General features: G+C 51.9%; 30 protein-coding genes. 17 read left to right on the top strand and 13 right to left on the bottom strand.

All coding sequences use genetic code 11. The annotated features are described in order from the left end of the window. Positions 1 to 266 precede the first annotated feature (266 nt). A complete protein-coding gene (gene groES / locus ACOOGA_RS02700; protein WP_417460174.1) occupies positions 267 to 554 on the top strand; it encodes a co-chaperone GroES in 288 nt (95 codons plus the stop codon). Positions 555 to 614: 60 nt separating this feature from the next. Further along, a complete protein-coding gene (groL, locus tag ACOOGA_RS02695) occupies positions 615 to 2264 on the top strand; it encodes a chaperonin GroEL (protein ID WP_417460173.1) in 1650 nt (549 codons plus the stop codon). Between the two features lie 85 nt (positions 2265 to 2349). Here groL and ACOOGA_RS02690 read toward each other — a convergent pair whose 3' ends face one another. Next, positions 2350 to 2508 carry a YqaE/Pmp3 family membrane protein gene (locus ACOOGA_RS02690; RefSeq protein ID WP_417460172.1) on the bottom strand — a complete coding sequence of 53 codons (159 nt, stop codon included), beginning with the start codon at positions 2506 to 2508 and terminating at the stop codon, positions 2350 to 2352. Between the two features lie 61 nt (positions 2509 to 2569). Next, the gene (locus tag ACOOGA_RS02685; protein ID WP_420429438.1) at positions 2570 to 2926 is read right to left on the bottom strand and encodes a PRC-barrel domain-containing protein; all 357 of its coding nucleotides are present in this window, start codon (positions 2924 to 2926) and stop codon (positions 2570 to 2572) included. Positions 2927 to 3365: 439 nt separating this feature from the next. Here ACOOGA_RS02685 and ACOOGA_RS02680 point away from each other — a divergent pair, with 439 nt between their 5' ends. The 7 genes from ACOOGA_RS02680 to ACOOGA_RS02650 all read left to right on the top strand — a co-directional run bounded on the left by ACOOGA_RS02680 (position 3366) and on the right by ACOOGA_RS02650 (position 10745). Then, positions 3366 to 5417: a methyl-accepting chemotaxis protein gene (locus ACOOGA_RS02680; protein WP_417460170.1), complete on the top strand. Its 2052-nt coding sequence runs from the start codon at positions 3366 to 3368 to the stop codon at positions 5415 to 5417. A 356-nt stretch (positions 5418 to 5773) separates the two neighbouring features. Then, on the top strand, positions 5774 to 7072 hold the full coding sequence (locus ACOOGA_RS02675) for an OprO/OprP family phosphate-selective porin (protein ID WP_417460169.1): 1299 nt from the start codon (positions 5774 to 5776) through the stop codon (positions 7070 to 7072). Positions 7073 to 7376: 304 nt separating this feature from the next. Then, complete coding sequence (locus tag ACOOGA_RS02670) at positions 7377 to 7952, top strand: GNAT family N-acetyltransferase (RefSeq protein ID WP_417460168.1); 576 nt, start codon at positions 7377 to 7379, stop codon at positions 7950 to 7952. A 67-nt stretch (positions 7953 to 8019) separates the two neighbouring features. Then, positions 8020 to 8607 (top strand): DUF1285 domain-containing protein, encoded by a 588-nt coding sequence (locus ACOOGA_RS02665; RefSeq protein ID WP_417460167.1) that lies wholly within the window; start codon positions 8020 to 8022, stop codon positions 8605 to 8607. Beyond that, a complete protein-coding gene (locus ACOOGA_RS02660) occupies positions 8604 to 9251 on the top strand; it encodes a CoA pyrophosphatase (protein WP_417460166.1) in 648 nt (215 codons plus the stop codon). Before ACOOGA_RS02665 ends, ACOOGA_RS02660 begins: the two co-directional genes overlap by 4 nt. After that, positions 9248 to 9589, top strand: a complete 342-nt coding sequence (locus ACOOGA_RS02655) for a hypothetical protein (RefSeq protein ID WP_417460165.1) — start codon at positions 9248 to 9250, stop codon at positions 9587 to 9589. The genes ACOOGA_RS02660 and ACOOGA_RS02655 overlap by 4 nt, the downstream gene beginning before the upstream one ends. Before the next feature lie 19 nt (positions 9590 to 9608). Beyond that, positions 9609 to 10745, top strand: coding sequence for a CCA tRNA nucleotidyltransferase (locus ACOOGA_RS02650; RefSeq protein WP_420429436.1), 1137 nt, complete (start codon positions 9609 to 9611; stop codon positions 10743 to 10745). Between the two features lie 33 nt (positions 10746 to 10778). Here the strand turns inward: ACOOGA_RS02650 and ACOOGA_RS02645 are convergent, their stop codons facing one another. From ACOOGA_RS02645 to ACOOGA_RS02625, 5 genes are all read right to left on the bottom strand, one after another. Continuing rightward, a complete protein-coding gene (locus ACOOGA_RS02645) occupies positions 10779 to 11354 on the bottom strand; it encodes a YSC84-related protein (protein ID WP_417460163.1) in 576 nt (191 codons plus the stop codon). 97 nt (positions 11355 to 11451) lie between these two features. Continuing rightward, positions 11452 to 12579 (bottom strand): glycosyltransferase, encoded by a 1128-nt coding sequence (locus tag ACOOGA_RS02640; RefSeq protein ID WP_417460162.1) that lies wholly within the window; start codon positions 12577 to 12579, stop codon positions 11452 to 11454. Between the two features lie 128 nt (positions 12580 to 12707). Beyond that, on the bottom strand, positions 12708 to 13151 hold the full coding sequence (locus tag ACOOGA_RS02635) for a YqaA family protein (RefSeq protein WP_417460161.1): 444 nt from the start codon (positions 13149 to 13151) through the stop codon (positions 12708 to 12710). Beyond that, a complete protein-coding gene (gene hemF / locus ACOOGA_RS02630) occupies positions 13142 to 14008 on the bottom strand; it encodes an oxygen-dependent coproporphyrinogen oxidase (protein WP_417460160.1) in 867 nt (288 codons plus the stop codon). Before hemF ends, ACOOGA_RS02635 begins: the two co-directional genes overlap by 10 nt. 1 nt (position 14009) lies before the next feature. After that, positions 14010 to 14585 (bottom strand): tRNA (cytidine(34)-2'-O)-methyltransferase, encoded by a 576-nt coding sequence (locus tag ACOOGA_RS02625; RefSeq protein WP_417460159.1) that lies wholly within the window; start codon positions 14583 to 14585, stop codon positions 14010 to 14012. Positions 14586 to 14762: 177 nt separating this feature from the next. On the opposite strand from ACOOGA_RS02625, the gene petA reads away from it, so the two are divergent. The 4 genes from petA to ACOOGA_RS02605 all read left to right on the top strand — a co-directional run bounded on the left by petA (position 14763) and on the right by ACOOGA_RS02605 (position 17932). After that, the gene (gene petA / locus ACOOGA_RS02620; RefSeq protein WP_417460158.1) at positions 14763 to 15317 is read left to right on the top strand and encodes a ubiquinol-cytochrome c reductase iron-sulfur subunit; all 555 of its coding nucleotides are present in this window, start codon (positions 14763 to 14765) and stop codon (positions 15315 to 15317) included. Between the two features lie 11 nt (positions 15318 to 15328). Beyond that, a complete protein-coding gene (locus tag ACOOGA_RS02615) occupies positions 15329 to 16600 on the top strand; it encodes a cytochrome b (RefSeq protein WP_417460157.1) in 1272 nt (423 codons plus the stop codon). 11 nt (positions 16601 to 16611) lie between these two features. Further along, a complete protein-coding gene (locus ACOOGA_RS02610; protein ID WP_417460156.1) occupies positions 16612 to 17403 on the top strand; it encodes a cytochrome c1 in 792 nt (263 codons plus the stop codon). A 145-nt stretch (positions 17404 to 17548) separates the two neighbouring features. Further along, the gene (locus ACOOGA_RS02605; protein ID WP_417460669.1) at positions 17549 to 17932 is read left to right on the top strand and encodes a RidA family protein; all 384 of its coding nucleotides are present in this window, start codon (positions 17549 to 17551) and stop codon (positions 17930 to 17932) included. Positions 17933 to 17939: 7 nt separating this feature from the next. On the opposite strand, the gene ACOOGA_RS02600 is transcribed toward ACOOGA_RS02605, so the two are convergent. After that, the gene (locus tag ACOOGA_RS02600; protein WP_417460155.1) at positions 17940 to 18371 is read right to left on the bottom strand and encodes a MarR family winged helix-turn-helix transcriptional regulator; all 432 of its coding nucleotides are present in this window, start codon (positions 18369 to 18371) and stop codon (positions 17940 to 17942) included. 78 nt (positions 18372 to 18449) lie between these two features. Between ACOOGA_RS02600 and ACOOGA_RS02595 the strand changes: the two genes are divergently transcribed. Then, positions 18450 to 19262, top strand: a complete 813-nt coding sequence (locus ACOOGA_RS02595) for an amidohydrolase family protein (RefSeq protein ID WP_417460154.1) — start codon at positions 18450 to 18452, stop codon at positions 19260 to 19262. Here the strand turns inward: ACOOGA_RS02595 and ACOOGA_RS02590 are convergent. From ACOOGA_RS02590 to ACOOGA_RS02575, 4 genes are all read right to left on the bottom strand, one after another. Beyond that, entirely contained in the window at positions 19259 to 19564 is a 306-nt protein-coding gene (locus tag ACOOGA_RS02590) for a nucleotide pyrophosphohydrolase (RefSeq protein ID WP_417460153.1), read from the bottom strand. The two genes, ACOOGA_RS02595 and ACOOGA_RS02590, sit on opposite strands and share 4 nt — an antisense overlap. Further along, on the bottom strand, positions 19557 to 20204 hold the full coding sequence (locus ACOOGA_RS02585; RefSeq protein WP_417460152.1) for a carbonic anhydrase: 648 nt from the start codon (positions 20202 to 20204) through the stop codon (positions 19557 to 19559). The genes ACOOGA_RS02590 and ACOOGA_RS02585 overlap by 8 nt, the downstream gene beginning before the upstream one ends. Before the next feature lie 128 nt (positions 20205 to 20332). Further along, positions 20333 to 20893: a PAS domain-containing protein gene (locus ACOOGA_RS02580; protein WP_417460151.1), complete on the bottom strand. Its 561-nt coding sequence runs from the start codon at positions 20891 to 20893 to the stop codon at positions 20333 to 20335. A 41-nt stretch (positions 20894 to 20934) separates the two neighbouring features. Next, the gene (locus ACOOGA_RS02575; RefSeq protein ID WP_417460150.1) at positions 20935 to 21423 is read right to left on the bottom strand and encodes a MarR family winged helix-turn-helix transcriptional regulator; all 489 of its coding nucleotides are present in this window, start codon (positions 21421 to 21423) and stop codon (positions 20935 to 20937) included. 112 nt (positions 21424 to 21535) lie between these two features. Here ACOOGA_RS02575 and ACOOGA_RS02570 point away from each other — a divergent pair, with 112 nt between their 5' ends. Continuing rightward, on the top strand, positions 21536 to 22414 hold the full coding sequence (locus ACOOGA_RS02570) for a branched-chain amino acid aminotransferase (RefSeq protein ID WP_417460149.1): 879 nt from the start codon (positions 21536 to 21538) through the stop codon (positions 22412 to 22414). Between the two features lie 23 nt (positions 22415 to 22437). Here ACOOGA_RS02570 and ACOOGA_RS02565 read toward each other — a convergent pair whose 3' ends face one another. Then, positions 22438 to 22848 carry a helix-turn-helix domain-containing protein gene (locus ACOOGA_RS02565; RefSeq protein WP_417460148.1) on the bottom strand — a complete coding sequence of 137 codons (411 nt, stop codon included), beginning with the start codon at positions 22846 to 22848 and terminating at the stop codon, positions 22438 to 22440. Positions 22849 to 23050: 202 nt separating this feature from the next. Between ACOOGA_RS02565 and bamD the strand changes: the two genes are divergently transcribed. Further along, positions 23051 to 23860 (top strand): outer membrane protein assembly factor BamD, encoded by an 810-nt coding sequence (gene bamD / locus ACOOGA_RS02560; protein WP_417460147.1) that lies wholly within the window; start codon positions 23051 to 23053, stop codon positions 23858 to 23860. A gap of 18 nt (positions 23861 to 23878) precedes the next feature. Next, positions 23879 to 25546, top strand: a complete 1668-nt coding sequence (gene recN, locus ACOOGA_RS02555; protein WP_417460146.1) for a DNA repair protein RecN — start codon at positions 23879 to 23881, stop codon at positions 25544 to 25546. Positions 25547 to 25557 lie beyond the last annotated feature (11 nt).

Genomic DNA, 25557 nt, shown 5'->3' with positions numbered 1-25557 from the left:
CCCACGCGATTTTCTTTTATAGGTGATCGCGTGGGTATGAATGCTTTTGACGTCGTGCCTTGAAGCTTTCGCGACCATATGTAGAGGCATCTTTATCCGTGCCGTAGCGGCCGAAATCAAATCAGTCTCAAAATATTCACAAAAAATCTGCTGTACCCCCTTGAACCTGTCACGAGAGAGGCATAAATAGAGGCACGGTGTTAGCACTCATGGGAAGTGAGTGCTAACAGTTCAAATTTCCGGTTTATCATATTAGGAGACAAACCATGGCTTTTCGTCCGCTTCATGACCGCGTATTGGTCAAGCGCCTAGAGAGCGAAGCTAAAACTGCTGGCGGCATCATTCTGCCGGATACAGTTAAAGAAAAACCATCAGAAGGCGAAGTGATCGCTGTTGGTACAGGTATCAAAGCCGAAGACGGCAAAGTAACCGCGCTTGACGTAAAGGTCGGCGACAAGGTTCTGTTCGGCAAATGGTCCGGCACCGAGGTTAAGGTTGACGGCCAAGACCTGCTGATCATGCAAGAAAAAGACATCATGGGGATCATTGAGTAATCACTCTGATCCTCTTTTTCGTCTCGATCTCAATTCAATTCAAATCAGGAGCCCCATATAATGGCTGCTAAAGAAATTAAGTTTAACGAACAGGCCCGTGCCAAGATCCTCCGCGGTGTTGATACGCTTGCCAACGCTGTTAAAGCGACCCTCGGTCCAAAAGGCCGTAACGTGATCCTCGAAAAATCTTTTGGTGCACCACGCATCACCAAAGACGGTGTATCTGTGGCAAAAGAAATTGAGCTGAAAGACCGTTTCGAGAACATGGGCGCGCAAATGGTGAAGGAAGTAGCTTCCCGCACCAACGACGTAGCTGGCGACGGCACAACAACTGCAACTGTTCTCGCACAATCCATCGTTCGTGAAGGCATGAAGTCTGTTGCTGCTGGCATGAACCCAATGGACCTGAAGCGCGGTATTGATATCGCAACCGGTAAAGTGGTTGAGAGCCTTAAGTCACGCTCGAAAGACGTAACAACTTCCGGCGAAATTGCTCAGGTTGGTACTATCTCTGCAAACGGCGAAATCGAGATCGGCAAGATGATTGCAGAAGCGATGGACAAAGTTGGCAAAGAAGGCGTTATCACTGTTGAGGAAGCTAAAGGCCTCGAGAGCGAGCTGGATGTAGTTGAAGGTATGCAGTTTGACCGCGGTTATCTGTCCCCTTACTTCATCACCAACGCTGAAAAAATGACGGTTGAGCTTGATAACCCGCTCATCCTTCTGCACGAGAAAAAACTCTCCAACCTTCAGCCGATGCTGCCACTTCTGGAAGCTGTAGTTCAAAGCGGCAAGCCGCTTCTGATCATCGCTGAAGACATTGAAGGCGAAGCGCTTGCGACCCTCGTGGTAAACAAACTGCGCGGTGGTCTTAAAATCGCTGCGGTTAAAGCTCCTGGTTTTGGTGATCGTCGTAAAGCAATGCTTGAAGACATCGCAATCCTCACCGGCGGCGAGGTTATCTCTGAAGACCTCGGTATCAAGCTTGAAAACGTTGGCATTGACATGCTCGGTACTGCGAAGCGCGTTGCAATCACTAAAGAAGACACCACCATCGTTGACGGTGTTGGCTCTGAGGATGATATCAAAGCACGTTGCGAGCAAATCAAAGCTCAGATTGAAGTTACCACATCTGATTACGACAAAGAGAAGCTGCAAGAGCGTCTCGCCAAGCTTTCCGGCGGCGTAGCTGTAATCAAAGTTGGTGGTGCTACAGAAGTTGAAGTGAAAGAGCGTAAAGACCGCGTCGATGACGCTCTGCACGCTACTCGCGCAGCTGTCGAAGAAGGTATCGTTGCAGGTGGTGGTTCCGCACTTCTCTATGCAACACGGGCTCTTGATGGTGTTGAAGGTGCTAACGACGACCAGACTAAAGGCATCGACATTATTCGTCGTGCACTGCAGTCACCTGTTCGTCAGATCGCTGAAAACGCTGGTGTTGACGGCGCGGTTGTTGCTGGCAAGCTGCTTGAGCAAAATGACACAGACTTCGGCTTTGATGCTCAGAACGAGGAATACACAAACCTCGTGAAGAAGGGCATCATCGACCCAACCAAAGTGGTGCGTACCGCTCTTCAGGACGCAGCTTCCATCGCTGGTCTGATGATCACGACCGAAGCGATGGTTGCCGAGATCCCGGAAGACAAGCCAGCTATGCCTGCTGGTGGCGGCATGCCTGACATGGGCGGCATGGGCGGCATGGGCTTCTAAGCCGCGCTTCTCTGCAGAAAAAGAAACCTCCCGAGGAGCAATCTTCGGGAGGTTTTTCTTTGCCTAAGGCTGGCCGATGCGTCGACTACCGTTTTGCGATGATGTAAACTGCGTGGATGATGCCGGGGAAGTACCCTAGAATGGTCAGCAGAATATTTAGCCAAAACTGGGCACCAATTCCTACCTGAAGAAACACCCCAAGGGGCGGAAGCAATATTGCGATAATAATGCGGATGATATCCATAGAGTTTTCCTTTCAGCGTCACGTAATAGCTGATGATAGTGGACCTGTTCCGAAATTTTTCCTAGGGCGTTGAACGTTCCATGCCCAGTAGATAGTGCACAGCTCTTTGACTTAAAGGGTCGCTGAGGCTCGTATAATCACCATCGATAATCTCTGGCAGGCGCTCAAGCTCCGTTTCAGAGAGGTCCAGGCGGAACCTCGATCCATCAGTGCATGGTATCAAGGCGGAAAAGGGTAGTGCATGATGATGCGCCCCCAAAGTAGAGCCCATCAAGCCACCAGTGCGTACAATAACATGCGTTACCTGGCCTGCATCCGCATTGATAATGATATCTTCGATTGTCCCAAGTGGTTCGCCACAGGTCCCAACAACGGATTTGCCTGTTAGTGCTGTAGCGGAAATTGCCTGACAGTTCATTTTAACCTCCGACCCTCTATTGCTTATGAAGGAAGTTTCATGCAATTCGCATCTAAAAACAGTGCGAGAGTTTAATTGGATTTATAAAGGCAGCGTAAATATAACGCGTGACAGTTTGAGTGTGAAATCAAAACACCTTATTGTTTATTAAATACCCTTAATGAGAGCGTATTAACCATCTGTCTATCATTGTTACATTTTTATGAAATTTTTCACTCAGCCGTAGCATTACCCAAAAATTAACCCTTGCCAGCTAGATACTTGACACATCGCTCGTCGAGGGACGAGGGGACAGCTGGGGCCAGAGCAGGACCTGCATTGGGATGTTAGTTAGTTTCTCAATGTATAAGACTGCAGACCAACCAGCCTGTCCTGTCGGGATATAGCGGAACAATGATCATATGCTGTGGGGGCATCTTGGTGGATGGAAGGAATTTCTATGCTCAGTTGGCTTCAGAACCGTTCAATTTCTGTGCGAGTATTTTTGCTGGCAGGTGTCGCCGTATTGGGGTTGCTCGCAATACTCTTTTCCTATTTGAGCTTTTCCAGCGTGATCAATAGCGCACAAGAGGATGCTGATAGATATAGTAGAGTCAGTATTCTTGAAAAAGAATTGGAGCGTCAGTCCCTCGAAATCAGGAGGAATGAGAAAGATTTTCTCCTGAGGCTCGACCTATCCTATGCGGACAGATATCAAACTGCCATGAATGCAGCGCGGGCTACACTGGCTGAGCTGAAAACAATGAGCCCAAACAAGCGTTTGCAAACCTCTGCCGATCAACTCAGCAAGATATTGCTGGAACACGGCCAACAGTTCAAAACAGTTGTGGCAGGGTATGTGCAAATAGGTCTTGACGAAACTTCAGGTCGGCAAGGCGAGTTGCGCGCGGCGGTGCATTCAATTGAGGAAACTCTTGAAGAGCATACGGACGATAAGCTTGAAATTCTGATGCTGATGATGCGGCGTCATGAGAAGGATTTCATCATGCGGGCCGATCCCAAATATGTGGACCGCATTGATGCAAGAGATACAGAGTTCAGAACCCGGCTTGCGAGTATCAGGTTTGGTGACGACGTGAAGAGTGACATTCTTGACAAGCTTAGTACATATGTGGCGAGTTTTAAAGCATACGCGCAAACCAGAGAAGCGAATGCGCGGTCCCTCAAACTTCTGAGTGATATCTACGCCCGGACAGATCAGCCCTTTGAAGTTGTTGCGAAAATCGCGAGTGACGAACAAGTTCGCTACTCTGAGAAAGCTGCTGCCGCTCGGTCCAGCGCGTTCACCAGTCTTGTGGTTATTTCAGTCGTTATTATTGCCCTGGCAATATGCGTAGCGTGGGCAGTGGTACGTACCACGGTTGGTCCGGTTAAAGCCTTGGAGGCCGCTCTTGGTGGCATAGCGGGTGGTGATTTTAAGACCAATGTACCCGGGACAAGTTACCGTGACGAACTGGGTAGCATGGCGCGTACCGCCGAAAAGCTACGAGATAGCGCGGCGGAGCGTGTGCGTCTTGAGGCCGATGCAAGGGTGCAGGCTGAGCAGCAGGCAGAACGGGACCGTGAGGAAGCAGAGCGTCGTGCAGCGGAAGAGCGGGAAAAAGTTGAGGCTGAACGGGCGGCAACCCGCAGGCGCGAAGAACGTTCGGAGCGTATGAATGTTCTTGTCGGTACGTTCGATAGCACGATTGGCGATGCTGTCGAAAATCTGGATACAGCTTCTGTTCGCATGCGTGACACGGCGGGCGAGATGGTTGACGTAGCCGACACTACTGGTCGGCAGGTGATGTCGGTTACCGAGGCGTCTACACAGATGCAGGACAATGTCTCTGCAATGGCTGCAGCAATCGAGGAGTTCGCAGCCTCTATCGCAGAGGTGAACCAGCAGATGCAAAATGCGAACGCAATTTCCCGAGAAGCGGTTGCAGCCTCGGATGAGGGCGGAAAAGCAATTGGTAAGCTGTCTGACAGTTCCCGTCAGATTGAAGACGTTGTCAAACTGATCAATGATATTGCAGAGCAGACTAACTTGCTTGCTCTCAATGCTACCATTGAGGCCGCTAGGGCCGGTGAGGCTGGTAAAGGCTTTGCTGTTGTCGCGAGTGAGGTTAAGAGCCTGGCGAACCAAACCGCAAGGGCGACAGAGCAGATTACCTCGCAAATCGGCGATATGCAGGACGTCACACAGGTTGCTGTGGGTGTTATTCACACCATTGGAGAAGCAAATGAGCGTCTTAACAATGTTATGCTCAATGTTTCATCCGCTGTGGAAGAACAACAGGCGACAACCAATGAGATTAGCAGAAGCGTTCAGTTCACATCTGAGGGTACTCAGCGCGTAACGGCGGAAATTCATGAGGTAGCGACTGGTGCTGAGAAGACAGGGGCTGCGTCAGCAGATGTCATGTCTGCGGCAGAACAGCTGGAGCTGCTGGCCGCAAGCATCAAGCGCGAAGTGGATAAATTCCTCTCAGATGTTCGTACCATCTGATCACGACAACAATTGTCGTCAAATCGCGGGTCAGAAGAGTTTCTGTTTTATGATTTTTTTGTGATTCGCCTGTCATATTTGAGGTTGAATGGCTGGTTTCATGATAAAATGATGCCGAAAAATTATAAGTGATGCTTTGGAACTCATTTAAAATCAAAGCATTACCTAAAATGTCGCGATATCGTAACAAATGTCATAAATCTTAAACACAAATAGACATCAATGCGCTTCGACACATAACGCGAATTTCTCCCGCGAGACCAGAAACGGTCATCGTGAATAGGGTAATTTGCGATCTGACAGTGCGGTAAGCAGTTGGGTGCTTATCGTTGCCAAAGAAGGAATAGGACCAGAAGATGATGAACCGGAAAAGACTGTCCGTGTTGCTTGGCGCAACAGCAATCACTGCAGCTCTGGCACAGCCAGTTGGCGCACAATCAATCGACGAGCTGAAGCAACAACTTGCATCGCTCGCCAAGCGTATTGAGGAACTGGAAGCAAAGCAGGCGGCAGCTGATAAGGTGGAGACCAAGCGCCCGAAAATTTCGAAGGAAGAACCTGCCTTTGGTCTCGCAACGGACGATGGTCTTTTTGAGGTTAACCTGCGGGGCCGGATCATGGCTGATGCAGGATGGGTGACCGACGGCGACGACAGTATGAATGTCAAGGCCACCGAAATGCGTGCAGCGCGTATCGGTGTTGAAGGTAAGGCTTGGAAAGACGTTAAATATGTCATTGAGGCTGAGTTTGCGGGAAACGAAGTTAGCCTCGCCGACGCGATCATTGAATATAAGACCTCCACAGGCACATGGAAGTTTGGTCATTATAAACCTCCCGTGTCGCTAGAGGAGATGACCTCTAGCCGCCACGTTACATTTATGGAACGCGCATCCTTCACGGACGCCTTTGGCCTGGGGCGCAATATCGGTATTGGCTACAAAAACGGTGGAGACACATGGACCTTAAACCTCGGGGCTTTCCGCGGGAAAAATGACGCTGGGTTTGAGGATGAGGGTTACCTCTTTGCGGGCCGCGCGACTTATGGTCAGGAATTTGAAGATGGTAAATGGCTATTGGGTGCGTCTGCTCGTGTGCAAGATGCCGGTGATGGCGCATACCGATACCGCCAACGCACGCACTCACACCTTGCTGGCCGACTTGTAGACACTGGTACAATTACGGGTGATGACACGCTGTTTGTTCTGGAAGGCGCGATGCAATATGGCGCATTTCACGTTGCATCTGAATGGGCGAATCTGACGGCCAAAGACGCCGCCGTGGGTGGCGGCAACGCCACTCTCTGGGGTGGGTATGTTGAAGCTGGTTGGTTTATTACAGGCGAAACGAAAACTCTCAACCTTGCTAAAGGCGCATGGGATCGCCCCAAAGTGAATAACCCTGTCCATAAGGGCGGCATGGGTGCCTGGCAGATTGCAGCGCGCTTTGACCGGATCGACCTGACGGGGGACGGTGTGTACGGAGGTGAGCAAGATACTTACCTTTTAGGAGTGAACTGGTACCTGAACCGACACACACGCTTCACTGCCAATTATGCTCATATGACGATTGACAAGGCTTTCAACGTGACCGCGAACGGCGCGGACGGTGAGAACGACGCTGATGCTCTGACACTGAGGTTCCAGATCGACTGGTAATCCCTGTTCGGGTGCAAGCGATAAAGGCGGTAGCTCTCCCCGGGCTACCGCCTCTTTTTATCAGGGTTTGATGATGTATTAATTCAAAACCCAGGGTGATGAATGCCGAAAGAAAATGTCACTTGAAGTTGGTTGTAAGTAATTATAAATACGCAACTTCTTGAACACAAAACTGTCATGGAAGCCATGGTAAAGACCACTCATATCAACCGGCATAGCCGAATGCGACGACACGTAAGATCCTGATCTTAAACCTGTTGTGATGCTCTTGGTGCGTTTTGCACCGCTGATATGGGAAAAGCCGATGATCAATTTTGATCAAGAACGGCCCTTTGATGGAGTGCAGATTGAAGCGCTCCTCGATGCGGCTTTTGGACCGGACCGGTTCAACAAATCTTCTTATAGCCTCAGGGAAACAGTTGCGCCGGTTGCGTCGCTCTCGCATGTAGCTCGCGCGGAAGGTCGTATTGTTGGCACGGTACGCTTCTGGCCAGTGCTCATCAAAGACCTGTTGCGGGGCGCCAGCGAAGGTGCTCTGCTACTTGGGCCGCTTGCTGTTGCTCCTTCCATGCAGAAGTATGGCATCGGTAGCCAGTTGATGAACCGTTCGCTTGAGGCTGCGTCGACGGCCGGGCATCGCCGTATTCTACTTGTGGGCGATATCGATTATTACTGTCGCTTCGGCTTCAAGAGTGTGCTGCCAAACTACATTACCTTGCCCGGCGGTAAAGATGCTCGGCGCCTTTTGGTGCGGCAAAACACAGCGCTGCCTTCGTTGCCGGGTGTCGGTAAAATTATACCTGCCGATAAAGTGCCTGCGATGCCAACTGCCGCAATGGCTGGGAGCTATGACCGCGGCCTGCCGGTCGTAGCAGCATAAAATATTATAGCAGCCACCGTATTGTATGACCTGCCCCTTGCTATACAATAGGGACAGGAGGACATTAATGGTATCTGGCAACAATAACGCAAAGATCAGACTTGAGGACATTATCAAGCATGTGGAGGGGCAACGTTTTCCACCCGTTGATAAATGGAACCCCGAGTTTTGTGGTGACATTGACATGCGTATCGCCCGCGATGGGACCTGGTTCTATATGGGCACGCCCATTGGCCGTAAGCGTATGGTCAAACTATTTTCAACGGTGCTTCGGAAAGATAGTGACGGTAAGACCTACCTTGTTACACCTGTTGAGAAGATAGGCATTACTGTTGAAGATGCGCACTTCATTGCCACCCAGGTGGAAATTGTTGAGGACGACGGCCAGCAATTACTGAAGTTTACAACGAATGTTGGCGATGAGGTTATCGCTGATGGGGATCATCCTATTACTGTGGTGGTCGATGACGACACCAAAGAACCTCGGCCCTATATCCGCGTGCGCGGCAGGCTGGATGCCCTTATCTCACGCAATGTGTTCTATGAGTTGGTCGACCATGCAGAAGTTGTAAAGGATGACGGGAAAGCTCGTCTGGCGATTGCAAGTGCAGGGGCTGTATTCTCTTTGGGTGAGCTTGAGGATGGTGATGCGTGAAGAACTGGCTAGCTGACGCATTGAAGGATGACAATCCGGCTGCGAGGGGGCGGCGATCCGATTTTGACCTGAACCGTGATGCCAAACTAATCGCGCACAAAGATAAGCCTATTCGGGATGCCGCAGTGTTGGTACCAATAGTTGATCACGTAGACGGGCCATCTATCCTGCTGACCAAACGCACTGAACATTTAAGCAAGCACGCTGGTCAGGTCAGCTTCCCTGGCGGCAAAATCGATGACACCGATGCTGATGCTGTTGCTGCGGCCCTTAGGGAGGCTGAAGAAGAGATTGGTTTAGCTGCAAGCCATATTGAGGTTTGTGGCTTTCTTGATACATACCGCACAGGCACAGGCTTTGAGATTGTGCCGGTTGTTGCGTTGGTTCAGCCAGGCTTTGAACTGGTTCTTCAGGAGACGGAAGTTGATGCGGCTTTTGAGGTGCCGCTTGATTTTATTCTCAACCGGGAAAATCACAGAAAACAAAGTGCTGTTTGGCAGGGTGCACGGCGCGAGTATTATGCTATGCCTTATGGAGATTTTTTCATCTGGGGGGCTACCGCAGCTATGCTGGTGAACCTATGCGAGGTGATGGAGGCTTCGCGACATCGCGCGCCTGCAGGGCTAGGGAAGGTTTCAGTATGACTATCATAATACTCCGGATCGCTTTGTTGTTGATACCGTTGGTGGCGGTCATTTTTTGGCTGCGTTGGCGGTTGAAGAAGGATCAGACGGAAGAGGAGAGGCGGCAGGATATCTCGCGGCTCCAGAAAACGCTGGGTGTGTTGGTTATTGTCGCACTTGCCGCAGGTGTTTCTCTGAGGCTCCTGGACGACAGGACAGGCGACGCCCGCACCCGCTATATTCCGCCGCATAGTGAAGACGGCAAGGTTGTTCCCGGTCGTTTCGTGTCCGAGGATGAGGAAGAAGCGGTAGATAACTCAAAAGAGGACGACGAGGGTGGAGAAGAAAATCCAACCTGATTGGTTCTCACTCTCGTTGGTGCAGAGAGTTATCGATGTTTTGGGGCCTGATAACATACGTTTTGTTGGGGGTGCTGTGCGCGACACCCTCCTTGGTCGCGCTGTCGAAGATATCGATGCGGCTTGTCGTCACCACCCAGCAACCACGACGGGCTTGTTGAAGCGCGCTGGTGTTAAGGTGATACCGACGGGTATCGATCATGGAACGGTGACAGCAGTGCTTGATGGCCAGACCATTGAGATAACGACCCTGCGTAGTGACACGGAAACAGACGGCCGCCACGCTACAGTCGCTTTCACAGATGACTGGTTGGAGGACGCGGCTCGGAGGGATTTCACCTTCAACGCACTGTATCTTTCATCGGGTGGCGAGCTATATGACCCCTATGGCGGTGTCGCTGACCTTAAAGCGGGGCGGGTCAGGTTTATCGGTGACGCCGAGATGCGTATCAAGGAAGATGCGCTCCGTATCATGCGCTTTTTCCGTTTTCATGCCTGGTATGGCACGGGCCCGTTGGACGATGCAGGGCTAGCGGCCAGCAAGCACCAGATTGCGCTGCTTGGGTCGCTGTCAGCGGAACGCGTGCACGCTGAACTCCTGAAGATGTTTTCGGCGCCAGCCCCCTTTCTCAGCATCAGGTCGTTTGCAAAAATTGGCGGCAGCGAGGTGCTGAAACTAATTGCAGTGAATGAAAGACAGCTGGAGGTTTATCTGTCGAGCGAGAAGGAGCAAGGCATCGCTATCGATCCACTTTTGCGGCTTGCATGTTGGGTGTCTCTTGGCTCGGATAAGGTCAATGGTTTTGCCCGTCGGTTTCGCTTCTCGAACAAAGAGAAGGAACGGCTGCGAGCAGCGGCAAAGGGGCTTGAAGTGGCATGCCCAGAGGACGAACGCGAAATGCGGAAGCTGTATTATGAACTTGGGCCTGACGCGGCGCAGGTTTCTATCATGACCCAGCCTGAGGCCGTTGGCCAGGGCTGTTTCGATGTACTTAATGCGTGGCAGATTCCCACCTTCCCCGTGAAGGGAGGAGACTTGATTGCGCGAGGAGCGCTTGCCGGGCCTGAAATCTCCCGTAAGCTGGAACAACTGGAAGCGCTCTGGATTAAGAGCGACTTCCAACTCGGGAAAAATGACTTGCTCTCAAGGCTTTAGCTCGCAGTGTGCTTTGATAAAGGCTCTTGCGACCTAGCGAGATTTTTCAAGCCGGTTCAGCTTTTTGTCCTGCCAGTATTTTGTGCCGTGCAGGGACGCCTGAAGCATTAGGCCGCCATCAGTGAACTGATAAACGCTGACTTTTTTGCGAACGGAAGCCGCTTCGCCGATCTCTCCGCCCTTGTTGCCGGAGCGCGCTGCGGCGTCAGCCTCACCAGTGAAATCCCAGCCATGCTCGGTGAAATCATTCAGCGCATCGCGGCTGTGGAAAATAAATACAGCACGGAAATCTTTGATGCCGAGCCCAATGCCAACGCTCGCGGTTGCCATTTTCATATAGGTATCTGTGCCTGACTGGACATCGCGTACTACGCCGCGACCACCGCCAGCACCCAGCAAGAATATCTGTACGCCGATGTTTGAAAACACCGCATAGCCATCGGCTTCATCGATCTCGGCGCGGGCTTGCGGCCGCTGATCAAATAATTCAGCTAGTACTTCTTCACGCATGACCTGGATTTTTTCCCGCTTTTCAGTGGGGCTGTCAGCGTGGCTCGGTAGTGCCAGCATCATAACGATTAGAATACCGCCCAGTATTTTGTTGGTCATGTAGCTACACCTCAATTGTTTCAACTCAATTTATCACATTTTTCAAAAGGCTTATGACTATTTTGTGGCGGAAGTGCAGGGCTTGGTCTGACCGGTGTTAGCGGCCTCTTAGAATGGCACTTAAGGCCGTGTCGAAGATATTGGGCGCACAAGCACGATCAATTTCGGTGAGGGCTGCTTGCTGTGTTTCGTGCCACGCGTTCTTGTTTGAATACAAGTTGATGCAGTGTTGTGCGAATTCCTTAGCCTCTATCGGAGAGGATACAAATGGCCGAGTATTTTCCGGGTGAGGCATTTGCTTGGCCAGGAGTTCCGTAATCACGCAAGGAATTCCACTGCTCATGGCGTGGCGTACCTTATAGGGCACGCCCGCCGCTACTCGGGTGGGTGCGACAAAAACACGATATCTATTGTAGTGAAGTTGGAGGTCCTCAATCGGCCCCAGGATTCGAGCGTTAAGGCGAACAACTTCCGGGAGAATGACGTCTTTTCCGACAAAGCCTCCAATATGGAACTGAGCTTCTGGGAGGGCTGCTTTAATATGTGGCCATACTCTATTGCAGAACCACTGCACAGAATCCGTGTTTGGGGTTTGATCGGTATGAAATGCACCGCAGAAAAAGAAGTGCTCTCGTTTATCGTGTGGCGGCGTGTCGCATTTCGGTGAAAAGACCGACTCAAGTTTGTGGATACGAACACCCGGTAAGGCTTCTGTGGCAAGTTCAGCCTCGAAATCTGATACACAAACGACTGTATCGAAACCTTGGGAGTGTGAGAGCTCTTCTCGTGCTGCAGCCACGCAAGTCTGACGATTTTTCGGTGACTGAAGCTCGATGCGGAACGACAGGGGACGAAGGCTTGTTAATGCTTCGGTATCTGAAATGAGGTACCGCCTCGAAGGTACTTCATTTTTCCATGCAAGTAAGATGTCTCGGAAGGCTGCGACGTTCCGGGTTCTGGAAACCCATATGTGCGTCAGGTTGGGACCGAGATTCTTAATCAATTGAGGAAGCTCGATATTCTTGACGTATCGGATACGGGAACACCCATGGCCAGCGTCAAATACCTCTTTATCTGCTGCACGTGGCGCCTGAAGGTATAGGGTAACATTAAAGCCCTGATCAATAAGTGCCTGATATATATCGGCGGCTCGGCAGCATCCTGCCCCGTACTTTGGGTGAGGCGCTAGGTCATCTATAACGATAATTTCTTTGCGAGGCTTCATTGATAGGGCAATCCGGAGGGCTTTTGGAACTGATTGAGTGATCAAATATCTTATAGTAGTAATTGTCTCAACAACAAGAAAGGTGTTTTTATCGGCGACGAACCTCGTCACCAGGGTGAATGATTATTCTAACCTATCGAGGTAACGCTATAAACAACAGCCGCGTACCGTAGGGCTTTGCCTATTGAAACAAAAATTATGAAGGTCAGAAAATTGGTGCGCAACATACCAGCAACGAGGGTGATGGGGTCGCCAATCACAGGCACCCAAGCAAAGAGCAGGGAGTATTTGCCATATCGGAAAAAGTGTTGCCGACCTCGGGCGAGCTGCGCCGAGGTGAAGGGGAACCATTTCCTGGATTGGAACCGGGTTATACGAACACCCAGCCACCAGTTCAAACACGACCCAGCAACATTGCCTGCCGTAGCCGCAATGAACAGGGCATAGGGCGTACCCGTGTCGGAAAGAATCAAAGAAGCCAACGTCAACTCTGACATCGCGGGCAGTAGCGTGGCGGCAATAAAAGCGTTCAGAAATAGCGCAACATAGACGCTCAGGTCACCTAAGGCCATTTGGCTTCAGGTGGTAGTGACATCAGGATCGCTTCCACGTTGCCGCCAGTTTTGAGGCCGAAGGTCGTGCCACGGTCATAGACAAGGTTGAACTCTGCATAGTAGCCACGATACTCGAGCTGCTTCTCGCGTTCTTCCTGTGTCCACTCTTCATTCATATGTTTGCGGATGAGAGTGGGGTAGATGTCATTGAACGTGCGGCCGACGTCTTTGGTAAACTCGAAATCAGCGCTCCAGTCCCCGGTGTTAAGGCGGTCATAAAAAATCCCGCCTTCGCCACGCGCACGATTGCGGTGTGGAATGTAAAAATACTCGTCGCACCATTTCTTGAAACGCTCGTAATAATCAGGCCCATGCTTGTCGCAGCAACCTTTGTAGGCGGCGTGAAATTCCGCTGTGTCATTGGCATTTGGAAGTGGTGCGTTCAGGTCTGCGCCGCCGCCAAACCAGTGCTGTGTTGTCACGATAAAGCGGGTGTTCATATGAACGGCAGGTACCCGTGGGCTATTCATATGTGCAACAAGCGAAATACCTGTGGCAAAAAAACGTGGATCTTCGTCAGCGCCGGGAATGTTTTTTGCGAACTCAGGCGTGAAGGTGCCGTGTACGGTTGAAATATTGACACCGACCTTCTCGAAAACTCGTCCACCACGCATGATAGACATGGTACCGCCGCCGCCCTGAGCGCCATCGGTCTGGTTAGTGCGATCCCAGGTTTTGCGCTCAAAGCGTCCGGCGGGCTTGCTGGCGAGCGGTCCGTCATTGTCGTCCTCGATGGTTTCGAAGCTGGTACAAATCTGGTCTCTGAGGTTTAGAAACCATGCTGCAGCTGCCTGCTTTTTGTCTTCGAGTTCCATTCTAGCTTCCTTCAGGCCACATATCTGTTTGACGCAGCGCTTCACCAAGAACCATCCCCATTGAAATGGCCACATTGATAGACCGTGGTTTCGCAGCCATGGGAATCACTAAACAAGCGTCTGCTGTTTCATGCACGAATTGTGGTGCTCCTGATGATTCACTTCCAACCATCAGTATGTCGTTTTTGTTAAATTTGAAGTCCGTGTATGCTGTGGAGCCTTTGGTCGTCAAGAGAATGAGCCGCTTGCCTTCGGCCGTTCGGGCTTTATCGAACGCTTCCCAATCCACATGCTGCACCATTTCTACAATATCGACATAATCCATAGCGGAACGCTTGAGTGCCCGATGAGAAAAAGGAAAGCCGCAGGGCTCAATAATATGCACAGGCGCCCCCATACAAGCACCAAGCCTCAGGAGTGTGCCGGTGTTCTGCGGTTGATCGGGTTGAAAAAGCGCTATTTCCATGGCGCGCAAGCTATATTCTCTGTCACCATGATGCAACGACACACTATCCAAGCGGACAATTTTCTGCCATTTTTTTAGAAATTCGGAGGATAAACCCTTGCCTCTTTTCACGCGTCCGACTAAACCAATCCCAATTCGCTGGGCAGGGGCTGTCTGGCGGTAGAGTTTATGGCTGGCGACGCTGCGGCCTTGTGACGCAGAGATTTGCTACCATGCAGAGGTAGAATTACGTTCGGGAATCAGACGACTGATCGCCTTTCGCATCACGTTCCTGTCAGGGAAGATTAGATGAGCACTATCAACGAGACTATCGAAGCAGAAGACGACGCCACACGGCGCGATTTTCTTCATGTAGCGGCCGCAGGTATGGCCGGTGTGGGCGCTGTTATGGCGGCCTGGCCTTTTATTGACCAGATGAACCCAGCGGCTGATACATTGGCGCTGGCATCCGTGGAAGTGGACCTCAGCGCCATTGGCGAAGGGGAAGCTGTGGTAATAAAATGGCGCGGGAAACCGGTTTTTGTCCGTCACCGCACGCAGGCAGAGATTGAAGAAGCGCGGGCAGTACCTGTGGCTTCATTGATCGACAAACAAACCGACGAGGAACGCGTGCAAGAAGGTCATGCTGACTGGCTTGTTGTCATGGGCGTTTGTACGCACCTTGGTTGTGTGCCGCTGGGCACCAAAACCGGCGACGAACGTGGCGAGTACGGCGGTTGGTTCTGCCCTTGCCATGGTTCACACTATGATACCGCGGGTCGAATAAGGAAGGGCCCAGCACCTAAGAACCTAGAGGTGCCGACCTATACCTTCCTCTCAGATTCAACACTCCAGATCGGGTAAGGGGGCAAGTCATGGCTGAATGGAATGCTGCAAAACCCAAAAATGCTGTAGCTGCATGGGTTGAAGAACGCCTGCCGATAATCTCGCTGGTGAATAACGTTGTGGGCCCTGATACGCCTACACCGCGCAACCTGAACTACTGGTGGAACTTCGGTTCCCTCGCGGGCCTGATGCTCGTTGTTCAGATCATTTCCGGTATTGTGCTCGCAATGCACTATACCCCACACACCTCGATGGCGTTTGACAGTGTCGAGCGTATCATGCGTGATGTGAATTATGGGTGGCTCATTCGCTATATGCATGCGAACGGTGCCTCCTTCTTCTTTATCGCCGTCTATATCCATATCTTCCGCGGTTTGTACTTTGGGTCCTATAAGGCTCCTCGCGAAGTGTTGTGGATGCTCGGTGTTGTAATCTTCCTTCTCATGATGGCAACGGCCTTCATGGGCTATGTCCTTCCTTGGGGTCAGATGTCCTTCTGGGGTGCGACAGTGATCACGAACCTCTTCTCTGCAATTCCGGTCGTGGGCGAAAGCATTGTGACCCTGCTGTGGGGCGGTTTCTCAGTTGATAACCCAACCTTGAACCGCTTCTTCAGTCTGCACTATCTGCTGCCGTTTGTAATTGCTGGTGTTGTGATCCTTCACCTCTGGGCGAAGAAGATTTCGGACAGTGGTAACCCGCTGGGTATTGAAGTGAAGTCCGGCGCTGACCAGATCCCATTCCACCCGTTCTATACGGTGAAGGATGCGTTTGGTGCGGGTGTCTTCTTCTTTGTGTTTGCTGCATTTCTTTTCTACATGCCGAATGCACTTGGCCACCCGGATAACTATATCCCGGCCGACCCAATGGTGACGCCAGACAGTATCGTGCCAGAATGGTACTTCCTGCCGTTCTATGCGATCCTGCGCTCGATTACGTTTGATCTTGGTATACCATTCACTGATATAGTGTTCATTCCTGCCAAGCTTTTGGGTGTGCTTGCGATGTTTGCGTCGATCCTTGTGTGGCTGTTCCTGCCATGGCTGGATACATCCAAGGTTCGCTCTGGCAAGTTCCGTCCGACCTTCCGCTGGTTCTTCCTCTTCCTCGTGATCGACATGTTTGTCCTCACGATCGTTGGCGGCAAGAAGCCTGAAGGTATCTGGCCGCTAGTTGGTCTGCTTGGCACGATCTACTATTTCGCTCACTTCCTGGTTATCCTGCCGCTTCTCGGAAAGATCGAGAAAACGCTGCCATTGCCGGAAAGTATTGCCAACCCAGTTGTTAAAGCAGCTGAGTAAGGGGATTCACGATGAAACTAGTTAAGAACATTGCGATTGCCCTGACCGCGGCTGTAGGTCTCGCTGGGGCATCATATAGCGCGGGTGCTGACAAGCACCCGATGCAGATGGAATGGGAATTTGAAGGCCCGTTCGGCAAACTGGATGTTACCTCTGCCCAGCGCGGCTGGCAGGTGTACAAACAGGTTTGTTCGGCATGTCACGCCCTTAAATACTTCCGGTTCCGTAACCTTGCGGACCTCGGTTACGAAGAAGACATGATCAAAGCGTGGGCTGCTGAATATGAAGTGCCTGGTGAAATTGATGATGCGGGTGATCCTACTGTTCGCGCGGCTCGTCCGGAAGATGCCTTCCCGAGCCCGTTCCCGAACGACAACGCTGCTCGTGCATCAAACGGCGGCGCACTGCCACCGGATCTTTCGCTGATGGCGAAGGCGCGTCATGACGGAGCAAACTACCTCTATAGCCTTATGACTGGCTATGAAGATGCGCCGGCTGGCCGCGATATTCCGGCTGGTAAACAGTATAACCCTTACTTCAAGGGCGGCGCGATCTCCATGGCACCTCCGCTAGCAGAAGGTATCGTTGAATATGAAGACGGTACTGCTGCGACACCGGAGCAAATGGCAAAAGACGTCACCAACTTCCTGATGTACGTGGCTGAGCCAAAACTTACAGTGCGTCATAACATGGGGCTGAAAGTTCTGCTGTTCCTAGGTATCCTTACAATCATCCTCTACTTCTCCATGAAGAAGATCTGGAAGCCGGTGAAAAGCGGTAAGAACTTCTACGAAGACAAATAGGTCATACAGAATGGCAAGATTGTGAAGGGCTGCTCATTGAGCGGCCCTTTTCTTTTGGCATGAGAGCCTAAAATAACTAGGCTGCTGAAAACACCTTCAGGGGGAAGATATGAGAAACCTAATTCTAGCGACCGTTGTAGCAGCTATGACCACCTTCGGGGCGGCAGCTGAAAATGAGCAGGCAAGCCTACCGTTCTCAAAAGCCGTGAGGGTAGGGGATATGCTGTACCTGTCAGGTGAGCTCGGTGCCAAACCAGGCACGATGTCATTGGTACCAGGGGGCATCGGCCCTGAGACAAGACAGACTATGGACAACATCAAGGCAACGCTTGAAGCCAATGGTTCCGATATGAGCCATGTGGTGAAATGCCTTGTTATGATGGCTGACATCAAGGAATGGGCGGCTATGAACGAGGTGTACCGCACCTACTTCACAGATCGTTTTCCTGCGCGGAGTGCAATGGGCGCGTCGGGTCTAGCGTTAGGCGCCAGAGTGGAAATCGAATGCTTGGCGACGGTGAAAAAATAGTTTCCCGTTAGCGCACGCCAAAGCCTTTTGAGATTCGGCCAAGATAGTCCGCTAGTTTGGCCGCCTCTTCGTCGCTCAAAATATCATCAAGTATGGCGTTTACCGCTGCAAACGGTCCCTTAATGTCACCAAGGGCTTGTTTGCCCTTCTCTGTAAGGCTCAGGAGCCAGGCACGCCCGTCCTCAGCGCTTTTCTGTCTTTCAATATAACCGAGTTTAAGAAGTCTCTTCACCATTGCGGTAACGGCGGATTCGTTCTGGCCAAGTGTGTTCGCGATCACTTTCTGCGATGCAGCGCCCTCAGTCATCAGAATGGATAGAACAGCGGCCTGTGCCGTTGTAACCGCCGCACTGTCTAAAAGTGCGCGGTCCGCGTGCTTTTTGAGGTGGTGGGCCGCGAGCTGCAGTCGCAGATAGAGCCGATGTTGATTTGCTGCCATGCGGATACCTTAGCAACTTGATTTTATGCTCCAAAGAACCTAATTTACTTCACTAGTAAAGTAAATTAGGAGAATGACATGGCTGCGATTGATGTCTGGGCGCAAATCACTACCGAACGCATGGCCAGAGAACCTTGGATGGCTACGCTTCTGCGCTGGACAGGGCGCTCAGGCGAGGTGATCACACCAACGGTGGAAGAGACGCTAGCAAGCATGGATAAGGCGGGCGTGGATATCAGCCTTTTGTCTGCGTGGCATGGTCCTAAGGGCAGCTTGATCAGCAATGAAGAGGTTGCCGCGCAGATCACACTGGCACCTGCCAGGTTCCGGGGGCTTGCGACGGTTGACCTTAATGATCCGATGGGCGCGGTACGAGAGATCAGGCGCGTTGTTGATGGAAAGTCATTTATTGGCGTGAGGGTGGTGCCGTGGCTGTGGGATCTTCCGCCGAATGACCGGCGGTACTATCCTGTTTATACGGCATGCGTTGACGCTGGTGTGCCTTTCTGCACCCAGGTCGGTCACACGGGGCCGTTATGTCGGTCCGAACCCGGTCGCTTGATCCCTTATCTTGATGATGTGCTGCTTGATTTCCCGGAACTGAAAATCGTCGGCGGGCATGTGGGCTTTCCGTGGATTGATGAAGTGGTGTCGCTGGCACTCAAATATCCGAACTTTTATGTGGATACCTCGGCATACGCCGTGCGCCGCTTGCCCAATGATCTGGTGGCATTCATGAAAGGGCCAGGTGCGAAGCGTGTGCTCTTTGGCACCAACTGGCCCATGCTTTCGCCTGTGCAATGTTTGAAGGGGTTAAGCGAACTCGGGTTAACCTCAGAACAAGAGAAAGGTTTCCTTGAGGGTAACGCGCGGCGCGTGTTTAATCTTTAGTCGCCAGTAGGGATATGCTTGCCGGTGCCGTCGCCTTTGCATTGCCACCGGCGGGCGCGGTTCTCAACCATCTTGTTTGTGATCTCTTGGGTGAGGTCGAGTCCATTAAGTTCAAGCAGCCGGTACAAAAGAATGGCGATATCAGCTGTTTCTTTGCCTATTTCGGGTTTATCGCCCGCAATCGTAGCGTCAAGAAGCTCTTCCATCTCATTCATAGCGCGCCGGACAAGTACAGCGTGATCCTGAACTGGGCCGAAAGTGTCTTCAGCCCAGCGCGTGACTGTTTTCTGCGTCTCAGCCATGGCCTTCAAGCACTGACCGCAAGTTAAAGGCTGTGTCATGCTTGGCGATTACCTCGGACAAATCGCCGGTATGGATATCGAACAGCAGACCTTTGAGTGCGAGTTTGCCCGCTGAAACCCGATCTGCAACAAACGGGAAGGACTTGAGATTCTGGATCGACAGGTGGATGGCCGCGCGTTCCAGCAGTCGTTTGCGGGTGGCGGGGTCTTCTGCAGTGATATGGCCATAGCTTTCCATCCATTGATGAAGAGGGCGCATCCACTGACCTACAAAGCTGTCAGCAGGCATGTTGCGGTCAACAACGCTTGCCACGCCGCCGCAACCCGCGTGCCCCATCACAACAACGTTTGAAACTTCAAGTACTGTAACCGCAAACTCGATCGCTGCGGAGGTACCGTGGTGGCCCTCATCCTTTTCATAGGGCGGCACCATGGCGGCAACGTTTCTCACGACAAAAAGGTCCCCAGGGCCAGCTGTCAGAATTTGCTGAGGCAATACTCGGCTATCGGAACATGCAATTACGAGCGTATGAGGGGTTTGTCCCTGTGATGCCAGTTCTTCATAGAGCGCGCGGTCCCGTTCAAAGGCTTCTTCACGAAAGGTGCGGTAGCCGGTTAGCAGCCGTTCGTCGATACTCATGTGCTTTGTACCTCGTTTGTTGTGGTGTCTCTTTCATAGGGCGCTTGCGCTTTTATCGCCAGCATTTTTGATAGATTGATGGTGCCGCTTCCAGACGGACTTGACTACGTAAAGGGGAGGAAGCTGGATCAGCGGTGAAACTCGAAATTTTCAATGCAGGCCTTGGGCGCACCGGCGCCGAGATCAATATAATGCATGTCCTTGATGCTATCTCGGTGAAAGCTTGTGCTCTGCCGTTCGCTGTTGTCTCCGTAGGGGATGCGGGCGCGGCCGTAGACAAGGAGATACTTTATTTCACCATCATCGTCCGAGAGTGGGTACTGGAGTGATTGGTACTCATATCGGGCACCTGACGGGGTCGTGATAACGTCGCTTACAAAGGCCCCGCATGGGGTTCCCAATACATAGGTATGAAACACAGACAATGGTTTTACGAACGCGGGCGGCAGTAGGTCATAATAGTTCTTGCCGGTAACCTTGATACCTGACACGCGCTCTATACCGGCACCATAAAAAAGCACTTGCATGTCCAGATGCCCACGCATTTCACCAATGCCAATATAATGCAGCATTTCACCGAAACGAACGGGAGAGATGTCTCGTTTCGCAGGCACCAGAGGATGTGCGTTGCGAGGCAAGGTTTCCCAGCAGGTTTGAAATTCGTTAAATTCTGGTGCGAGCTCGACCATAGATGAGGTTTCCTTCTTTCCCCATCATGCCCTTATAAGAGCTATTTTTCAATCTGGCGGAGTACGGCTTCGCGTTCTTCGGTGTCGACAATGTTGAGAAGCACCTCCCAGAAACCTGCAACAGCCTCAGGACCTGCCCGTTTGTATGCTTCCGCGACCCGGTGGCGCTGGCTCTCAAAAAGCTCCTTTTCAAAGGCTTTGCCCTTGTCGGTGAGATAGAGAAGTCGCTGGCGACGATCCTCAAGCCCAGCGTCCTGCTGGATATAGTCATCCTCGACAAGCTGCCCCAGAACGCGGGACAGGCTTTGTTTGGTAATACGCAATAAATTAAGTAGGCCAGACACTGTGGTGCCGGGGTTACGTCCGACAAAATAGAGCACCCGGTGATGGGCGCGCCCGAAGCGCGACTGTGCAAGAATCTCATCTGGGTCCCGGGTAAAATCACGGTACGCAAAATAAAGAAGTTCAACTCCGCGACGAAGTTCCTCTTCGCGTAAATAAAGGTTGGATTGCGGTAGTTTTCGTTGCATATCTGCTCATATAATTTATGTCAGCCTTGTTGACATAATAATGACAGAATGTTACATCGATCAAGTAAAAAGAGACATATTCTTATTTGTTTCGCGTTTTCGGAGAACAGAAATGGCAAGTGCGCCCTATAATGACCGCGATGGTTGGATGTGGATGGATGGCGAGTATCAGCCTTGGAGAGAATGTAATGCGCACGTCCTTACGCACGCCTTGCATTATGCGGGTGCGGTCTTTGAGGGCCAGCGCGCTTATAATGGCACCATCTTCAAGCTGAAAGAGCACACGGAGCGGCTTTTCAACTCGGCAAAAATCCTTGGATATGAAATCCCTTATACGCAGGATGACATTAATAATGCCTGCCGGACATTGCTTGAGAAGAATGAGCTTGTAGATGCTTACTGCCGGCCAATTGTTTGGCGTGGAAGTGAAATGATGGGCGTTTCCGCCCAACAAAACACTATTCATGCCGCGATTGCAGTTTGGGAATGGCCATCCTACTTCTCACCGGAGGCACGACTTAAGGGCTTGCGGCTTGATATTTCAACGTGGCGTCGTCCTGCGCCAGACACCGCGCCAACCAATGCCAAGGCATCAGGCCTTTACATGATCTGTACCATGTCTAAACACGCGGCTGAGGCGAAGGGCTATCACGACGCGCTGATGTTTGACTATCGTGGTCAGGTGGCTGAAGCGACAGGCGCTAACATCTTCTTCGTACAGAACGGTGAATTGCATACGCCGAAGCCAGATTGTTTCCTTGATGGGATTACGCGCCGTACGGTCATTGGCCTTGCCAAAAAGCGTCAGATCAAGGTAGTTGAGCGCGCGATTATGCCAGATGAGATGGCAACATTCGAGCAGGCATTCCTGACCGGTTCTGCGGCTGAGGTAACACCACTGTCTGAGATTGGGCCCTATAATTTTGAAGTAGGAGAAATGACCAAGACGCTGATGTATGATTATGACGCGCTGGTTAAAGGGAAAGCCTGATGGGCCTTCCCTGATTTCTTCGTTTAGCTCAACATTTTCGATTCTTTGATTGCACGTACGAGGTCGCTTAGCGCATCTCGTACGTTTGCACTTGGCAGCGTTTCAAGTTCCGGGATAATCAGGTCCATCTCCGTAATTCGGCCTGAAAGAATCTCGTCTCCAGACGGCAACCCTTCATAAAAGTATCCCACAGTTGTGTGCATGATGTGTGCGAGCAGGTACAAGCGACCAGCGCTCACACGGTTCAGGCCGCTCTCATACTTTTGCACTTGCTGGTAGGAAATGCTCAGGATGTTGGCGATGTCTTGCTGAGATAGGTCGAGCGAACGTCGTCTATCCCGAAGGCGCCGTCCCACATGTTTGTCTATCAGGTCGGCTTTGCGTGCTGAAAGTTCCAGCATGCCGTCCTCAATTTCGTCAATTTGTCTGGCCATAGATTTTGCTCCAGTTTTGCCGATGGGATTCTCCGTTGGCGCGTGCGACTTACTGTGCTAGAGATTTCGCCAACGCCGATGCGGCCAGTTTCTCCTTCAGTAGTTGGTGAAATTATACCATTGGTTGCATGAATACGAGATTATAACCTTATGGGGGAAATGCAAGGGGACATTTCTCTCATTACGGGAGTGAAAGACTGCCATGACAGCGAATTGGCTGAAGAAGACTGTACTGAGTTTGCTTGTTTTAAGCGTTGTTGCGTGCAGTTCCAAAGATGATGAAGATCGGTATGTAGCGCGGGATGTAGAGGTTTTGTATAACCTCGCGCAGGACAGCTTGGCGAAGAAGCGCTATAAGTTTGCGGCGGCAGCATTTGATGAGGTCGAGCGGCAACACCCGTATTCGGTGTGGGCACGTCGAGCACAGCTTATGGCTGCGTATTCTCACTATATGACAAATTCATATGACGATGCGATTCTCGCGGCCCAGCGCTTCTTGCAGTTGCATCCGGGTAACCGCGGTGCACCTTACGCATACTATCTGATCGCACTTTGCCAGTATGAGCAGATTTCAGACGTGGGCCGGGATCAGAACAAAACAACTGAGGCGGAAAACTCTCTTGTGGAAGTTATCCGGCGGTATCCTGATTCAGCGTACGCAAAAGACGCCAAGCTGAAGCTTGACCTGACCCGTGACCACCTAGCAGGGAAAGACATGGAAGTGGGGCGTTTCTATCAGAGCCGTCAGGAGTTTCTGGCGGCCGAAGGGCGCTTCCGTAACGTGATTGAGCAATATCAGACCACGAGCCACACGCCTGAAGCACTTCACCGTTTGGTAGAGATCTATCTGGCGCTGGGCATCAATGATGAGGCTAAGATGGCAGCTGCTGTGCTTGGGCATAACTTCCCAGGCAGTAAATGGTATCGCTATAGCTACTCGTTGCTGAGCGGTCAGGATATGGTGCCTGAATATAGTGAGAAATCCTGGCTCAGCAAAATCTGGCCATTTTAATACATCAGGGGGGACGCGATGCTGACAAGCCTCAGCATTCGTGACATCGTTTTAATCGATAAGTTAGACCTGTCGCTTGCGGCAGGTCTTACGGTTTTGACCGGTGAAACCGGCGCGGGTAAATCTATTCTTCTTGATAGCCTTGGTCTTGCAAGCGGTGCGCGGGCAGACCGTGCACTTGTGCGACAAGGCCAGGAAAAGGGAATGGTTTCCGCTGTGTTTTCGGTGGACCCCACCCACACCGTCTGTGCTCTCCTTGAAGAGCAGGGCATGGATAGTGGCGATGGCCTCGTTATCCTTCGCCGCCAGATCACATCTGATGGCCGAAGCCGGGCGTGGGCCAATGATCAGCCCATCAGCCAAAGCATGCTTGCAGACCTGGGTGCTCTGCTGGTCGAGGTTCATGGCCAGCATGATGATCGTGGCCTTTTGGACGCAGTCGCACACCGCGCGCTCCTTGACGCTTTTGGCGGTTATAGTGCGGCGATGACAGCAGTATCCGGGGCGTACGATGAACGGCGTGCAGCGGCAAAAGCGCTGGCTCAGGCAGAATGTGACTTTGCGGACGCCAAGAAAGACGAAGAGTTTCTCGCGCACGCAGTTAAAGAACTGCATGAACTCAAACCTCAGCCAGGGGAAGAAACTGAGCTTGCCGACCGCCGTGCATTGATGATGCAGGGCGAGAAATTGGCAGAAGACCTGGGTGAGTATCAGGATATGCTTGCTTCAGATGGTGGTGTCGACGCCGTAGTGCGTGGCGTGCTCCGCCGTATGGAGCGTACCGATGCACAAGCCGCCCAGCTTCTCACCCCCGTGATGGAAGCGCTGGATCGCGCGGCTATCGAGCTTGGGGAAGGAATGGCGGCCCTTGACGCACTGGCCCGCGACCTGGAATTTGACCCGCTTGAGCTCGAACAGGCAGAGGAACGGCTGTTTGAGATCAGACGGCTCGCACGTAAGCACAATTGTCAGCCAGACGACTTGGCGGTCCTTCTTGAGCGCCTTGAAGTAAGACTGAAAGCGGCAGAGGCAGGTGATGAAATGGTTGCCGCTGCGCGCCGTCGCGCGGAAGCCGCGAACGCGCGCTACCTGGAGGCCGCTGCACAACTGACCACAGCAAGAATGGCTGCAGCAAAGCGGCTTGACCAGGCGGTAACAAGTGAACTGCCGCCACTGAAGCTCGAGAAGGCGGTCTTTCGCACGGCGATCGAAGCCCTACCGGAACAGGAGTGGTCCGCGCTTGGGGCTGACAGGGTCTCTTTTGAGGTTAAAACAAACCCAGGAACGCCGTTCGGGCCGCTGGTGAAAATTGCTTCTGGTGGTGAACTTGCGCGCTTTATTCTTGCTCTCAAAGTTGTGCTGGCACAGGGCACCAGCGTGCCGGTTATGGTGTTTGATGAAGTGGACCGTGGCATCGGCGGTGCAACAGCCAGTGCCGTTGGTGAGCGTCTCAAGCGGCTGACTGAAGGCGCACAGGTGCTGGTGGTAACCCATAGTCCACAAGTAGCAGCGCGCGGTGATAGGCAGCTCCAAATCTCAAAAAGTGATCAAGGTGACGGCACGCGGACGACAGTCGTTGAGCTTGCGAACAGCGAGCGCCGAGAGGAAATCGCGCGTATGCTTGCGGGTGAGGTTATTACCGACGAAGCGCGCGCAGCAGCAGACAAGCTGCTTTCAAGTAATTAGTGAGGATTAAA

It is taken from the genome of Kordiimonas sp. (assembly GCF_965216265.1).
GTDB lineage: Bacteria > Pseudomonadota > Alphaproteobacteria > Sphingomonadales > Kordiimonadaceae > Kordiimonas.
This window is presented reverse-complemented; position numbering and strand designations above follow the sequence as displayed.